This window comes from Pseudomonas sp. LBUM1674, assembly GCF_059695635.1.
Window position 1 is genome coordinate 1618064 of the sequence record NZ_CP166779.1, and the last position, 14922, is coordinate 1632985.

The window sequence follows — 14922 nt, forward strand, 5'->3', positions numbered from 1 at the left end:
TAATGATGAAGTGGTTAGCAGGAGACACGATGAGTACGCAGCCTTCGATCAATGGATCGGTGCCCGAGCGCCTGGCGCACACCCGCGAGCTGATGAGCCGGGAGGGCATTCACGCTCTGCTGGTGCCGTCGGCCGACCCGCACCTGTCGGAATACCTGCCGGGCTATTGGCAAGGGCGGCAGTGGTTGTCGGGCTTTCATGGCTCGGTCGGCACACTGATCGTGACCAGGGACTTTGCCGGAGTCTGGGCTGACAGCCGGTACTGGGAACAAGCGACCAAGGAACTCCAGGGCAGCGGCATCGAGCTGGTCAAGCTGCAACCGGGTCAACCCGGCCCGTTGGATTGGCTGGCCGAGCAAACCCCCGAAGGCGGCGTCGTCGCGGTGGATGGTGCAGTGATGGCCGTGGCCTCGGCGCGTACCCTGGGCGGCAAGCTCGAAGAACGCGGCGCTCGCTTGCGTACCGACATCGACCTGTTGAGCGAAGTCTGGAGCGACCGCCCGAACCTGCCGAACGAGCCGATCTATCAACACTTGCCGCCGCAGGCGACTGTCAGCCGCGGTGAGAAGCTCGCCAAGCTGCGCGAGGTATTGAAGGAGCGCGGTGCCGACTGGCATTTCATCGCCACCCTCGATGATATCGCCTGGCTGTTCAACCTGCGCGGCGGCGATGTGTCGTTCAACCCGGTGTTCGTCTCTTTCGCCTTGATCAACCAGCAGCAGGCCACCTTGTTCGTCGCCCTGAGCAAGGTCGATAGCGAACTGCGCGCGATCCTCGAGCAGGACGGCGTGACCCTGCGCGATTACAGCGAAGTGGCCGACGCCTTGCGTGCCGTGCCGAGCGGCGCCAGCCTGCAAGTCGATCCGGCGCGGGTGACGGCGGGTTTGCTGGATAACCTGAACAGCGGGGTGAAACTGGTCGAGGGCCTGAACCCGACGACATTGGCCAAGTCGCAGAAAAGCCTGGCCGATGCCGAGCATATTCGTCAGGCCATGGAGCAGGACGGCGCGGCGTTGTGCGAATTCTTCGCCTGGCTGGAGTCGGCATGGGGTCGTGAGCGCATCACCGAACTGACCATCGACGAACACCTGACAGCCGCGCGTACCCGACGTCCGGGTTATGTGTCCCTGAGCTTCAACACCATTGCCGCGTTCAATGCCAATGGCGCGATGCCGCACTACCACGCCACCGAAGAGGAGCATGCGGTGATCGAGGGTGACGGTCTGTTACTGATCGACTCCGGCGGCCAATACCTGGGCGGCACCACCGACATCACGCGGATGGTCCCGGTCGGTACGCCGACGGATGAGCAGAAACGCGATTGCACGCGGGTACTCAAAGGCGTGATTGCCTTGTCCCGGGCACAATTCCCGAAAGGCATTCTGTCGCCATTGCTGGATGCCATCGCTCGCGCGCCGATCTGGGCCGAAAGCGTCGACTACGGTCACGGCACCGGTCATGGCGTCGGCTACTTCCTCAACGTGCACGAAGGTCCGCAGGTCATCGCCTATCAGGCGGCAGCCGCGCCGCAAACGGCAATGCAGCCAGGCATGATCACATCCATCGAACCGGGCACCTACCGTCCGGGCCGCTGGGGCGTGCGGATCGAGAACCTGGTATTGAACCGCGAGGCGAGCAAGAGCGAATTTGGTGAGTTCCTGAAATTCGAGACCCTGACCCTGTGCCCGATCGACACTCGCTGCCTGAAGCCGTCGTTGCTGACCGAAGATGAAAAACAGTGGTTCAACGCTTACCACGCCGAGGTACGCAAACGTCTGAGCCCGTTGCTCGACGGTGCAGCGCTCGAATGGTTGAACACTCGAACCGCCGCTATCTGATCGGCATGAGTCCAGGCGCTGTTGCCAGCGCCTGGCTCTTGGCGACGATTCGCAAGTGGCTCCCTCTACATCAGATAAGGCTGACAGTGCTCCTGATACTCGACAGAACTTACCGTTGTTTGCACACCTCCAGCTCGTCTTGAGTTTTCAAGTCAGTAGTGACACCCAGGCGGTATTTGCAGTAGTTGATCACCGCTTGCCGCTCTTCATTGCTTAATTGGCTAAGCGGCTTATCGTCCGCATCGTTGGCGAAAAGATGTCGAAACTTAACTTGAAAGGTTGGTGATTGTTTGATGAAGACGACACTACGTGTCTCAGCATCCTCCAGCACCTCGTAATGCCCGACGAAGAGTGCGGTCAGTAGGGTTAATGCAATGATGAAAAGCGACTTTTTCATACCCGAGGATTTGGAGGGGCAAGTAGGTCGGTCCGGGTACGAATGGCTAATCCGCTTACAGTTCCACGTCCCATTGTCCAGCCCTCCATAGGCGGCAGGAAATCCTCCGCTATTCAATGAATCGTATCGACTCGCTAGTGAGCTGGAATCGAGCGAAGTAACCGACCAAAGTTTCAGGACAAGGGCGCTGAGAGTAAATAGGACGTTTCCGAATAGGGTGTCAGAAGTGGTCGCCCTCGAGTCGGATCACAAGCACCAGATTGAAGCCGCCCATAAGCTGCTCGGTTCTGGCGCTGCTCAAGGGCGGTTGGTCGCGGAAATTTAACTCAAGGCTTCAAGCACGAACTCCAGCCGATCCTGGCCAAAGAACAACTCATCACCGACAAACATGCTCGGTGCGCCGAATACGCCCCGTTGCACAGCTTTCTCGGTGTTGTCCTTGAGGGCGGCTTTGACTTGCTCATCGGTGGTCAGGGCCAGCACGTCATCCGGATCGAAGCCGTTCTGTGTCAGCACCGACGCGACAGTCGCCAGGTCATCGAGACTGCGCCCTTCAACCCAGAGGGCGTGGAACAGGCAGTCGATGAACGCCTGAAAGCCTTCCGGATGGCGCAACTGCATGCCCGTGACGGCGCGCATGAGCATCAGGGTGTTGATGGGAAAGTGCGGATTGAACTTCAGTGGCACGCCGTAGCGCCGGGCATAGCGGTCCAGGTCTTGAAACATGTAGCGGCCCTTGGCCGGGATGGTCGCCGGGGAGGCGTTGCCCGTGGCTTTGAAGACGCCACCCAGCAGGATCGGAATGTAGATCAACTGGCTGTCGGTTTGCGCGCAGATCTTCGGCAGTTGGGTATAGGCCAGGTAGGTCGCGGGGCTGCCGAGGTCGAAAAAGAACTCCAGGGTTTTGCTCATGGTCGATGTGCTCTGCTTATTGTTGTAGGGGAGGGCTTACCAACGCTCATTCCACGGACGCAGGTCCAGTTCGAAGGTCCAGGCGTCCCGGGGCTGGCTGTGCAGGTACCAATAGTTCTCGGCGATGTGCTCGGGGTTGAGGATGCCGTCCTGCTCCTTGGTCGCGTATTTCTCCGGAAAGCTGTCACGGATGAAGTCAGTATCGATGGCGCCGTCGACCACGACATGGGCGACGTGAATATTCATCGGGCCCAGTTCCCGGGCCATGCTTTGGGCTAGCGCGCGAATCCCGTGTTTGGCGCCGGCAAAGGCCGCAAACCCCGCCGCACCGCGCAAGCCGGCGGTGGCGCCGGTGAACAGGATGGTGCCGCGTTGACGCCCGGCCATGCGTTTGGCCACTTCACGGCCATTGAGAAACCCTGAGAAGCAGGCCATTTCCCAGATCTTGAAATACTTGCGGGCGGTTTCTTCGAGAATGCTGCACGGCACATTGGCGCCGATGTTGAAGACGAACGCTTCGATAGGCCCGATCTCGGTTTCGATCTGTTCGACCAGCGCAATCACCTCTTCTTCCTTGCGCGCATCGCAGGCGAATCCGTGGGCTTGTGCGCCACTGGCCTGGATGGCTTCTACCAGTGGCTGGAGTTTGTCCGCGCTGCGCCGAGTGACACAGGCCACAAAACCTTCCCGGGCAAAACGCTTGGCGATGGCACCCCCGGTGGCATCCCCTGCGCCGACAACCAGTACGACCTTCTTATTGTTCATGGGTAGATCCCTTTGATAAACGATCGTTAACTAAACGAACGTTATGCTACGATTCGACAGGCGTCAAGGTGATCAACTCTGGGGGCAAGGCAATGCGTTACTCGGCCAGTCACAAGCAGGAAACCAAAGAGAAGCTGCTGCAAAGCAGTGCGGTGTCGGCCAAGCAATCCGGTTTTTCAACGGTAGGTGTCGACGGCTTGATGAAAGCGATCGGCTTGAGTGGCGGGGCTTTTTACAGCCACTTTTCGTCGAAGGATGAACTGTTCTCGTCAATCGTCGAGCGCGAGTTGGGCCAAAGCCTGGCTCGGCTGGGGGCTGACCAGGACCGGGGCAAGCTTGAGCGTTGCCTGAAGCATTACCTGACCATGGCCCATGTTGAGCATCCGGGGTCCGGCTGTGCGTTACCGGCCCTGGGAGCGGAGATTGCCCGTTCGGACATCGCGATTCGCCAGCAGGCTGAGCATTGGATTTGTCGGTTGCAGGAGAGTTGGGCGCAGGTCCTGGAGAGTGACAGCCTGGCCTGGGCGATACTGTCGCAATGCATCGGTGCGTTGGTCGTGGCGCGCATGTTGGCCACTCCAGACCTGCAGCGCAGGGTGCTGAAGTCCAGTCATGAAGAGATTGGCCGCCAGCTCGCAGGTCCGCGAACCTGACCAGGCGGCCTATTTGCAGATGACGATCATGCTGCGGCTGGTGTAGCCGGCAGGATTGAGACCAAATGGATAATCGCCGGGTTCTTCCACCGCGTCCCCCGACTTGGCGATGACCTTGTAACCCTTGGGCGCACATGAATTGGCCGCGCTGGCGTAGCACTTGTCCCAGGATGACGACAGCCCGGAACAGTTGATATGCAGCCCTTTCTTGCCATGTTTGATCGTGGGTTTCGACGTCGCCGCGCAGCCCGCAACTGCCAGCACGGCGATCAGTATCAAAATTCGTTTCATTACTGTCCTTATAGCGTCCCCGGATCTTGATGCCCGGGTCTTGCTGTATTCGCTTTCGCTGGAAGCGTCTCCGATGTCCCTATCCTTGAAAATCCATGTCTGGCACCGGGTTACGGGTCTAAACATGGCCTAATTGCGCGGTAAATACCAGACCCTCGTTAAAAATCTGATATCAATCCGCCACGACGGCGGGCTTGACGGCGTTGCCCATGGTCATGGTCGCACCGACGGACGCCAGAATGATGCACAGGATAGCCATCCACTGTGACAGCGAGAGGTATTCCTGGAGGAACAGCAGGCCGGACAGTGCGCCGATAGCAGGTTCAATGCTCATCAGCGTGCCGAAGGTCCGGGCCGGCATGCGGGTGAGTGCGACCATCTCCAGCGTGTAGGGCAATGCCGTGGACAGCAGGGCGACACCAATGGCGATGGGGATCAGCGATGGAGTCAGCAGGGCGGCGCCCGCATGCACGATGCCGATCGGGGCGACGAACAGTGCGGCAATCATCACCCCCAGTGCTGCGGTCTGCACGCCATTGTCGGCACCGGCTTTTTGCCCGAACAGGATATAAAGCGCCCAGCAGACACCCGCCCCCAAGGCGTAACCGGCCCCTGCCAGATCGATACTGGCGGAGGCGGCTCCAGTCGGTATCAACAGCATCAGGCCGACGGCAGCCAGGGCGATCCAGACAAAATCGATGGCGCGGCGCGAGGCATAGATGGCAACCGCCAGGGGACCGGTGAACTCCAGTGCCACCGCGATACCCAGGGGCACGGTGCGCAAGGACATATAGAAGAGGAGGTTCATGCCGCCCAGCGCCATCCCGTAGACAATAACGGTGCGCAGGGATTTCGCCGTGAGCGTCGCCCGCCATGGGCGCAGTATCAGCAGCATGATCACACTGGCGAAAATCAGGCGCAGGGTAGTGGTCCCTTGAGCACCCACAACGGGAAACATGCTTTTGGCCAGGGAGGCTCCAGACTGGATCGATGCCATGGCTATTAATAGCAGGCCAACCGAGAACAGGGTCGAGGCAAGACTGCGGGGTTGGTTATTCATTGCGTGGCATCGTCCGAAGTAGGAAACGAGAGTGTAGTGCTGATTGTTGAGCAATATACTGCGCATTCGTTGCAGGCGCGTCTATATATAAGCGGCGTTTTTGCAGATCTTGATAGAAATGCGTAATCAGGGCTTGACGGCAGATTCTGGAAGTCTATAATTCGCCCCACTTCCGGCGCAGTCGAAACGGAAAACTCCTTGGTAAACAAAGAGTTACGCAGTTTTCGGCAGCGAGTTGCTTCAGTTCATCGAAGCCCAGAAGGAGTTGAAAGAGCGGTGATGTTTGGCTCTTTTGACGGTTCGATCTTCTCGGTCGAAAGCGGAGAAAAAGAGGTGTTGACAGCAGCGAGTAACGCTGTAGAATTCGCCTCCCGCTAACGAGAGATCGGAAGCGCAAGTGGTTGAAGTTGCAAAGGAAACTTTGAAAACTTCTGAAAATAACCGCTTGACAGCAGCAGAGGAAAGCGTAGAATGCGCGCCTCGGTTGAGACGAAAGATCTTAACCAACCGCTCTTTAACAACTGAATCAAGCAATTCGTGTGGGTGCTTGTGGAGTCAGACTGATAGTCAACAAGATTATCAGCATCACAAGTTACTCCGCGAGAAATCAAAGATGTAACCAACGATTGCTGAGCCAAGTTTAGGGTTTCTTAAAAACCCAAAGATGTTTGAACTGAAGAGTTTGATCATGGCTCAGATTGAACGCTGGCGGCAGGCCTAACACATGCAAGTCGAGCGGTAGAGAGAAGCTTGCTTCTCTTGAGAGCGGCGGACGGGTGAGTAATGCCTAGGAATCTGCCTGGTAGTGGGGGATAACGCTCGGAAACGGACGCTAATACCGCATACGTCCTACGGGAGAAAGCAGGGGACCTTCGGGCCTTGCGCTATCAGATGAGCCTAGGTCGGATTAGCTAGTTGGTGAGGTAATGGCTCACCAAGGCGACGATCCGTAACTGGTCTGAGAGGATGATCAGTCACACTGGAACTGAGACACGGTCCAGACTCCTACGGGAGGCAGCAGTGGGGAATATTGGACAATGGGCGAAAGCCTGATCCAGCCATGCCGCGTGTGTGAAGAAGGTCTTCGGATTGTAAAGCACTTTAAGTTGGGAGGAAGGGCAGTTACCTAATACGTTGCTGTCTTGACGTTACCGACAGAATAAGCACCGGCTAACTCTGTGCCAGCAGCCGCGGTAATACAGAGGGTGCAAGCGTTAATCGGAATTACTGGGCGTAAAGCGCGCGTAGGTGGTTTGTTAAGTTGGATGTGAAATCCCCGGGCTCAACCTGGGAACTGCATTCAAAACTGACAAGCTAGAGTATGGTAGAGGGTGGTGGAATTTCCTGTGTAGCGGTGAAATGCGTAGATATAGGAAGGAACACCAGTGGCGAAGGCGACCACCTGGACTGATACTGACACTGAGGTGCGAAAGCGTGGGGAGCAAACAGGATTAGATACCCTGGTAGTCCACGCCGTAAACGATGTCAACTAGCCGTTGGGAGCCTTGAGCTCTTAGTGGCGCAGCTAACGCATTAAGTTGACCGCCTGGGGAGTACGGCCGCAAGGTTAAAACTCAAATGAATTGACGGGGGCCCGCACAAGCGGTGGAGCATGTGGTTTAATTCGAAGCAACGCGAAGAACCTTACCAGGCCTTGACATCCAATGAACTTTCCAGAGATGGATGGGTGCCTTCGGGAACATTGAGACAGGTGCTGCATGGCTGTCGTCAGCTCGTGTCGTGAGATGTTGGGTTAAGTCCCGTAACGAGCGCAACCCTTGTCCTTAGTTACCAGCACGTTATGGTGGGCACTCTAAGGAGACTGCCGGTGACAAACCGGAGGAAGGTGGGGATGACGTCAAGTCATCATGGCCCTTACGGCCTGGGCTACACACGTGCTACAATGGTCGGTACAGAGGGTTGCCAAGCCGCGAGGTGGAGCTAATCCCAGAAAACCGATCGTAGTCCGGATCGCAGTCTGCAACTCGACTGCGTGAAGTCGGAATCGCTAGTAATCGCGAATCAGAATGTCGCGGTGAATACGTTCCCGGGCCTTGTACACACCGCCCGTCACACCATGGGAGTGGGTTGCACCAGAAGTAGCTAGTCTAACCTTCGGGAGGACGGTTACCACGGTGTGATTCATGACTGGGGTGAAGTCGTAACAAGGTAGCCGTAGGGGAACCTGCGGCTGGATCACCTCCTTAATCGACGACATCAGCTGCTCCATAAGTTCCCACACGAATTGCTTGATTCACTGTAGAGGCGATAGGCATCCATATGGTTGTCTTTTTCGTTAGAGTTTAGAAATGAATATTCGCAGATGAATATTGATTTCTAGTCTTTGATTAGATCGTTCTTTAAAAATTTGGGTATGTGATAGAAAGATAGACTGGACAACACTTTCACTGGTGTTGGATCAGGCTAAGGTAAAATTTGTGAGTTGCTCTTTATGAGCAAGCATCGAATTTTCGGCGAATGTCGTCTTCACAGTATAACCAGATTGCTTGGGGTTATATGGTCAAGTGAAGAAGCGCATACGGTGGATGCCTTGGCAGTCAGAGGCGATGAAAGACGTGGTAGCCTGCGAAAAGCTTCGGGGAGTCGGCAAACAGACTTTGATCCGGAGATGTCTGAATGGGGGAACCCACCTAACATAAGTTAGGTATCTTAAGCTGAATACATAGGCTTAAGAAGCGAACCAGGGGAACTGAAACATCTAAGTACCCTGAGGAAAAGAAATCAACCGAGATTCCCTTAGTAGTGGCGAGCGAACGGGGACTAGCCCTTAAGTGGCTTTGAGATTAGCGGAACGCTCTGGAAAGTGCGGCCATAGTGGGTGATAGCCCTGTACGCGAAAATCTCTTAGTCATGAAATCGAGTAGGACGGAGCACGAGAAACTTTGTCTGAATATGGGGGGACCATCCTCCAAGGCTAAATACTACTGACTGACCGATAGTGAACTAGTACCGTGAGGGAAAGGCGAAAAGAACCCCGGAGAGGGGAGTGAAATAGATCCTGAAACCGTATGCGTACAAGCAGTGGGAGCCCACTTTGTTGGGTGACTGCGTACCTTTTGTATAATGGGTCAGCGACTTATTTTCAGTGGCGAGCTTAACCGAATAGGGGAGGCGTAGCGAAAGCGAGTCTTAATAGGGCGTCTAGTCGCTGGGAATAGACCCGAAACCGGGCGATCTATCCATGGGCAGGTTGAAGGTTGGGTAACACTAACTGGAGGACCGAACCGACTACCGTTGAAAAGTTAGCGGATGACCTGTGGATCGGAGTGAAAGGCTAATCAAGCTCGGAGATAGCTGGTTCTCCTCGAAAGCTATTTAGGTAGCGCCTCATGTATCACTGTAGGGGGTAGAGCACTGTTTCGGCTAGGGGGTCATCCCGACTTACCAAACCGATGCAAACTCCGAATACCTACAAGTGCCGAGCATGGGAGACACACGGCGGGTGCTAACGTCCGTCGTGAAAAGGGAAACAACCCAGACCGTCAGCTAAGGTCCCAAAGTTATGGTTAAGTGGGAAACGATGTGGGAAGGCTTAGACAGCTAGGAGGTTGGCTTAGAAGCAGCCACCCTTTAAAGAAAGCGTAATAGCTCACTAGTCGAGTCGGCCTGCGCGGAAGATGTAACGGGGCTCAAACCATACACCGAAGCTACGGGTATCACTTAGGTGATGCGGTAGAGGAGCGTTCTGTAAGCCTGTGAAGGTGAGTTGAGAAGCTTGCTGGAGGTATCAGAAGTGCGAATGCTGACATGAGTAACGACAATGGGTGTGAAAAACACCCACGCCGAAAGACCAAGGTTTCCTGCGCAACGTTAATCGACGCAGGGTTAGTCGGTCCCTAAGGCGAGGCTGAAAAGCGTAGTCGATGGAAAACAGGTTAATATTCCTGTACTTCTGGTTATTGCGATGGAGGGACGGAGAAGGCTAGGCCAGCTTGGCGTTGGTTGTCCAAGTTTAAGGTGGTAGGCTGAGATCTTAGGTAAATCCGGGATCTTAAGGCCGAGAGCTGATGACGAGTGTTCCTTTTGGAACACGAAGTGGTTGATGCCATGCTTCCAAGAAAAGCTTCTAAGCTTCAGGTAACCAGGAACCGTACCCCAAACCGACACAGGTGGTTGGGTAGAGAATACCAAGGCGCTTGAGAGAACTCGGGTGAAGGAACTAGGCAAAATGGCACCGTAACTTCGGGAGAAGGTGCGCCGGTGAGGGTGAAGCATTTACTGCGTAAGCCCATGCCGGTCGAAGATACCAGGCCGCTGCGACTGTTTATTAAAAACACAGCACTCTGCAAACACGAAAGTGGACGTATAGGGTGTGACGCCTGCCCGGTGCCGGAAGGTTAATTGATGGGGTTAGCTAACGCGAAGCTCTTGATCGAAGCCCCGGTAAACGGCGGCCGTAACTATAACGGTCCTAAGGTAGCGAAATTCCTTGTCGGGTAAGTTCCGACCTGCACGAATGGCGTAACGATGGCGGCGCTGTCTCCACCCGAGACTCAGTGAAATTGAAATCGCTGTGAAGATGCAGTGTATCCGCGGCTAGACGGAAAGACCCCGTGAACCTTTACTATAGCTTTGCACTGGACTTTGAATTTGCTTGTGTAGGATAGGTGGGAGGCTTTGAAGCGTGGACGCCAGTTCGCGTGGAGCCAACCTTGAAATACCACCCTGGCAACTTTGAGGTTCTAACTCAGGTCCGTTATCCGGATCGAGGACAGTGTATGGTGGGTAGTTTGACTGGGGCGGTCTCCTCCTAAAGAGTAACGGAGGAGTACGAAGGTGCGCTCAGACCGGTCGGAAATCGGTCGTAGAGTATAAAGGCAAAAGCGCGCTTGACTGCGAGACAGACACGTCGAGCAGGTACGAAAGTAGGTCTTAGTGATCCGGTGGTTCTGTATGGAAGGGCCATCGCTCAACGGATAAAAGGTACTCCGGGGATAACAGGCTGATACCGCCCAAGAGTTCATATCGACGGCGGTGTTTGGCACCTCGATGTCGGCTCATCACATCCTGGGGCTGAAGCCGGTCCCAAGGGTATGGCTGTTCGCCATTTAAAGTGGTACGCGAGCTGGGTTTAGAACGTCGTGAGACAGTTCGGTCCCTATCTGCCGTGGACGTTTGAGATTTGAGAGGGGCTGCTCCTAGTACGAGAGGACCGGAGTGGACGAACCTCTGGTGTTCCGGTTGTCACGCCAGTGGCATTGCCGGGTAGCTATGTTCGGAATAGATAACCGCTGAAAGCATCTAAGCGGGAAACTAGCCTCAAGATGAGATCTCACTGGGACCTTGAGTCCCCTGAAGGGCCGTCGAAGACTACGACGTTGATAGGTTGGGTGTGTAAGCGCTGTGAGGCGTTGAGCTAACCAATACTAATTGCCCGTGAGGCTTGACCATATAACACCCAAGCAATTTGACTACTCGAAAGAGCATCAGATTGCGGTGTGTGAAGACGAAACGAACCGAAAGTTCGAGAGACTCACAAAACACCTGACTATCACATACCCATTCGCTGGAGCGTAAACCGAAAGGTGAACGACCTGGCTACCGAATTTCTTGACGACCATAGAGCATTGGAACCACCTGATCCCATCCCGAACTCAGCAGTGAAACGATGCATCGCCGATGGTAGTGTGGGGTTTCCCCATGTGAGAGTAGGTCATCGTCAAGATTAAATTCCGAAACCCCTATCTGCGTATGCAGGTAGGGGTTTTGTTTTTGTCCGCCGAAAATTCGCACTGTAGGAGCGAGCTTGCTCCGGGCGGCGTTCCGACGATGGTCGCCAACGATGACGCTGGCCTCCTGACACCCCGCGCTGTCCTTTAGTTCTTCGCGAGCAAGCTCGCTCCTACACACGAAAAAAGGGATAACCCAACGGCTACCCCTGGTCCCGACAGCATCAGTGAAACTTCGGCAGCACGTATTCAGCGATCTCCTCGATAACCTCGGCCACCGGTCGTTCGCTGCGACGCACATGCAAGCCAACATGCTGCACCCCCGCCTCACGCAAAGCCTGAAGCTCATCAATCAGGGCCAGCCGCCCACAGCTGCCACCGAAACGCACACGGCGCATCGGCGCATGGGGATTGGCCGCCAGGTCCAGGTGCACGAAGCTGATATAGGGTTTATCAGCGCCGACTTCCCGCCAAAGCCCCGCTCGACGCCGATGTTCATCCGGGGTACCGGGGTAGGCAAGCCAACCGTCCATGTGTTGGCCAATCCATGCCGGGGATTGTTGACCAAGACCGGCTACCAGCAACGGCACCGGCTGATCCCGTTCGGGAAGCAATCGGGCACCTTCAGGTAATCGCCCTTCACCTTGGCTGCGCAACAACTCAACCGTCTCGCGAAAGATCTCTCCCCGCTGATCATAGTCCACCCCAAACAACGGATATTCCATCGGCCGGTCACCACTGGCCACACCCAGCAGCAAACGCCCGTCACTCAATTCATCGACGCTGTTGGCGGACTTGAGCGTGAGCCAGGGCTGACGCAGTGGCAGCACAACCGCCGCCGTGCCCAGCATGATGTTATCGGTGATCCCCGCCAGGTAGCCCAGGTAGGAAAAGGTTTCGAACACCTGTGCGGCATCGCCGAAGTTGGGGTCGTAAATCGGCACGTCACGCACCCACAGGGCGCGGAAACCCGACTGGTCAGCCAGGCGTGCCATCGCAGCGTGCTGCTTCAGATCGGGAACGCCAAACGGCCTGTCCTCGGCGATCCGCAGTCGCTGCCCATCGCTGGACCAATCATTATCCAGCGGCAACTCCAGTCCGATGGAAAATCCATTCGAGCCGAGTAATCGTTTAAAACGTGGGTGCATGAAAGACTCCAGATAGCACAAAGGGAATGACATGCACCCAGTATCTACAGCCGCTACAGCAAGAAAAATGCATGAATCGGAATATCAATCTTGAGTGAAAGGCACGAGTGAGCCAGAAACTGATCATCGTTTTGCCCCTCAAGGACCTCCCTTGGAGCAAATCGCACTAAAGTGACCGCGCGGTTTTTGGTATGGTGCAGCTCGTTTTTTAACGGACTGATTTCAAGCCTGAGGATGGGCTCCCTTTACAGTCAAAGAGCTGCTGCAGAAATGCCCGAACCGATACCGATCAAGGACCACGAACAAGAGACGCGCCTGGTCAACAAACGACTGATGGCCTGCGCCTTGTTCGTCGCCGCCATTAGCTGCGCCTTGGTCGTGCGCCTATACGTCCTGCAGGTACTCGAATTCGACTACAACTCGACGATCTCCGAAAACAACCGCGTACACGTACTGCCGATCACCCCCACCAGAGGGCTGATCTATGACCGCAACGGCGTGGTTCTGGCAGACAACCGCCCCAGCTTCAACCTGACCATCACTCGCGAACGCGCCTCCGATATCAAGGAAGAGCTGGACCAGGTGGTCACCCTCCTGCATTTGCCGGCCGAAGACCGCACGCTGTTCGACAAGGCCATGAAGCAGGCACGCCATCCGTTCGTCCCCGTCACGCTGTTCTACGAACTCAGCGAAGAACAGATCGCGGTACTGGCCGTGAACGAGTTCCGTCTGCCAGGGATCGACGTCGAGCCGCAGTTCGTTCGTCACTACCCGATGGGCGCGCACTTCGCGCATTCGATCGGCTACGTCGGCCGTATCAACGAGAAAGAGTCCAAGGCCCTGGACACGGTGGAATACCGTGGCACCCAATCCATCGGCAAGACCGGCATCGAGAAATTCTACGAGTCGCAATTGCACGGCCACGTCGGTTACGAAGAAGTCGAAACCAACGCCCAGGGCCGGGTGCTGCGCGTGCTCAAGCACACCGATCCGATCCCCGGCAAAAATATCGTCCTGAGCCTGGATGTAAAACTGCAGGAAGCCGCCGAGGAGGCGTTGGGTGATCGTCGCGGTTCAGTGGTCGCGCTCGACCCGTCGACCGGCGAAGTGTTGGCCATGGTCAGCAAGCCAAGCTTCGACCCGAACCTGTTCGTGACGGGCATCAGCTTCAAGGAATACGCGGCGCTGCACGATTCCATCGACCGGCCGCTGTTCAACCGCGTGCTGCGCGGCCTCTATGCCCCCGGCTCGACCATCAAGCCGGAAGTGGCAATTGCCGGCCTCGACGCCGGCGTGGTCACCCCGCAGACCCGCGTCTACGATCCGGGTTATTACCAGTTGCCGGACTTCGATCACAAATACCGCAACTGGAACCACAGTGGCGATGGCTGGGTGGACATGGACGCGGCGATCATGCGCTCCAACGACACCTACTTCTACGACCTGGCCCACAAGCTGGGCATCGACCGCCTGCACGACTACATGGCCATGTTCGGCCTCGGCGAGAAGGTCTCGCTGGACATGTTCGAAGAGTCTGCCGGGCTGATGCCGTCCCAGGCCTGGAAGCGCGCCACGCGCCGCCAGCCGTGGTTCCCTGGCGAGACGGTGATCCTCGGCATCGGCCAGGGCTACATGCAGGTCACGCCACTGCAACTGGCCCAGGCCACTGCGTTGATCGCCAACAAGGGGGTCTGGAATCGACCGCACCTGGCCATGACGGTGGATGGCATCGCGCCGGTGGATGAGCATCCGATGCCGAACATCCTGCTCAAGGACCCCCGTGACTGGGAGCAGGTCAACCACGGCATGCAGATGGTGATGCACGACGCGCGCGGGATTGCCCGGGCGGCAGCGGCGGGGGCTCAATACCGGATCGCCGGCAAGAGTGGAACCGCGCAGGTGGTGGCGATCAAGCAGGGCGAGCGCTACAACCGCGCGAAAACCCTGGAGCGTAACCGCGATAACGCCTTGTTCGTCGGCTTCGCGCCGGCCGAGCATCCGAAGATCGTCATCTCGGTCATGATCGAAAACGGCGAGGCCGGTGGTCGTGTCGCCGGTCCCGTGGTGCGGCAGATCATGGACGCCTGGCTGCTCGATCATGACGGCCACCTGAAACCGCAATACGCCACGCCGAGCAAAAAGCCGGGCGACCCTCACGTCTGAATGAT

The 14922-nt window shown here is 56.5% G+C and carries 9 protein-coding genes and 3 rRNA genes; 6 read left to right on the forward strand and 6 right to left on the reverse strand.

Features of this window, described 5'->3' with window-relative positions; translation table 11 throughout:
* The first annotated feature begins 29 nt into the window (after positions 1-29).
* Entirely contained in the window at positions 30-1838 is a 1809-nt protein-coding gene (locus ACA067_RS07525) for an aminopeptidase P family protein (protein ID WP_497461230.1), read from the forward strand.
* 109 nt (positions 1839-1947) lie between these two features.
* Here ACA067_RS07525 and ACA067_RS07530 read toward each other — a convergent pair whose 3' ends face one another.
* The 3 genes from ACA067_RS07530 to ACA067_RS07540 form a co-directional block, all read right to left on the reverse strand.
* Positions 1948-2235, reverse strand: a complete 288-nt coding sequence (locus tag ACA067_RS07530; protein ID WP_497461231.1) for a hypothetical protein — start codon at positions 2233-2235, stop codon at positions 1948-1950.
* A 321-nt stretch (positions 2236-2556) separates the two neighbouring features.
* Positions 2557-3147 carry a 2-hydroxychromene-2-carboxylate isomerase gene (locus ACA067_RS07535; protein ID WP_497461232.1) on the reverse strand — a complete coding sequence of 197 codons (591 nt, stop codon included), beginning with the start codon at positions 3145-3147 and terminating at the stop codon, positions 2557-2559.
* 36 nt (positions 3148-3183) lie between these two features.
* Positions 3184-3912 (reverse strand): SDR family oxidoreductase, encoded by a 729-nt coding sequence (locus ACA067_RS07540; RefSeq protein ID WP_497283970.1) that lies wholly within the window; start codon positions 3910-3912, stop codon positions 3184-3186.
* 92 nt (positions 3913-4004) lie between these two features.
* Between ACA067_RS07540 and ACA067_RS07545 the strand changes: the two genes are divergently transcribed.
* Positions 4005-4565, forward strand: coding sequence for a TetR/AcrR family transcriptional regulator (locus ACA067_RS07545; RefSeq protein WP_497462743.1), 561 nt, complete (start codon positions 4005-4007; stop codon positions 4563-4565).
* 9 nt (positions 4566-4574) lie between these two features.
* Here ACA067_RS07545 and ACA067_RS07550 read toward each other — a convergent pair whose 3' ends face one another.
* Together ACA067_RS07550 and rhtA are read right to left on the reverse strand one after the other, a co-directional pair.
* Complete coding sequence (locus ACA067_RS07550; RefSeq protein WP_497461233.1) at positions 4575-4856, reverse strand: hypothetical protein; 282 nt, start codon at positions 4854-4856, stop codon at positions 4575-4577.
* Positions 4857-5028: 172 nt separating this feature from the next.
* Positions 5029-5916, reverse strand: coding sequence for a threonine/homoserine exporter RhtA (gene rhtA, locus ACA067_RS07555; protein ID WP_497461234.1), 888 nt, complete (start codon positions 5914-5916; stop codon positions 5029-5031).
* Positions 5917-6586: 670 nt separating this feature from the next.
* Between rhtA and ACA067_RS07560 the strand changes: the two genes are divergently transcribed.
* The 3 genes from ACA067_RS07560 to rrf all read left to right on the forward strand — a co-directional run bounded on the left by ACA067_RS07560 (position 6587) and on the right by rrf (position 11602).
* Positions 6587-8123, forward strand: a 16S ribosomal RNA gene (locus ACA067_RS07560).
* Between the two features lie 312 nt (positions 8124-8435).
* Positions 8436-11328, forward strand: a 23S ribosomal RNA gene (locus tag ACA067_RS07565).
* A gap of 158 nt (positions 11329-11486) precedes the next feature.
* Positions 11487-11602: ribosomal RNA gene (rrf, locus tag ACA067_RS07570) — 5S ribosomal RNA — on the forward strand.
* The 16S, 23S and 5S rRNA genes sit together here, the layout of an rRNA operon.
* 228 nt (positions 11603-11830) lie before the next feature.
* On the opposite strand, the gene ACA067_RS07575 is transcribed toward rrf, so the two are convergent.
* Positions 11831-12754 (reverse strand): TIGR03571 family LLM class oxidoreductase, encoded by a 924-nt coding sequence (locus tag ACA067_RS07575; RefSeq protein WP_497461235.1) that lies wholly within the window; start codon positions 12752-12754, stop codon positions 11831-11833.
* Between the two features lie 270 nt (positions 12755-13024).
* Between ACA067_RS07575 and mrdA the strand changes: the two genes are divergently transcribed.
* Complete coding sequence (gene mrdA / locus ACA067_RS07580) at positions 13025-14917, forward strand: penicillin-binding protein 2 (protein WP_497461236.1); 1893 nt, start codon at positions 13025-13027, stop codon at positions 14915-14917.
* Positions 14918-14922: the final 5 nt, after the last annotated feature.

Bases quoted from the DNA above. Each gene is read 5' to 3' on its own strand.
- ACA067_RS07525 (WP_497461230.1), top strand. From the start codon at position 30: ATGAGTACGCAGCCTTCGATCAATGGATCGGTGCCCGAGCGCCTGGCG.
- ACA067_RS07530 (WP_497461231.1), bottom strand. From the start codon at position 2,235: ATGAAAAAGTCGCTTTTCATCATTGCATTAACCCTACTGACCGCACTC.
- ACA067_RS07535 (WP_497461232.1), bottom strand. From the start codon at position 3,147: ATGAGCAAAACCCTGGAGTTCTTTTTCGACCTCGGCAGCCCCGCGACC.
- ACA067_RS07540 (WP_497283970.1), bottom strand. From the start codon at position 3,912: ATGAACAATAAGAAGGTCGTACTGGTTGTCGGCGCAGGGGATGCCACC.
- ACA067_RS07545 (WP_497462743.1), top strand. From the start codon at position 4,005: ATGCGTTACTCGGCCAGTCACAAGCAGGAAACCAAAGAGAAGCTGCTG.
- ACA067_RS07550 (WP_497461233.1), bottom strand. From the start codon at position 4,856: ATGAAACGAATTTTGATACTGATCGCCGTGCTGGCAGTTGCGGGCTGC.
- rhtA (WP_497461234.1), bottom strand. From the start codon at position 5,916: ATGAATAACCAACCCCGCAGTCTTGCCTCGACCCTGTTCTCGGTTGGC.
- ACA067_RS07575 (WP_497461235.1), bottom strand. From the start codon at position 12,754: ATGCACCCACGTTTTAAACGATTACTCGGCTCGAATGGATTTTCCATC.
- mrdA (WP_497461236.1), top strand. From the start codon at position 13,025: ATGCCCGAACCGATACCGATCAAGGACCACGAACAAGAGACGCGCCTG.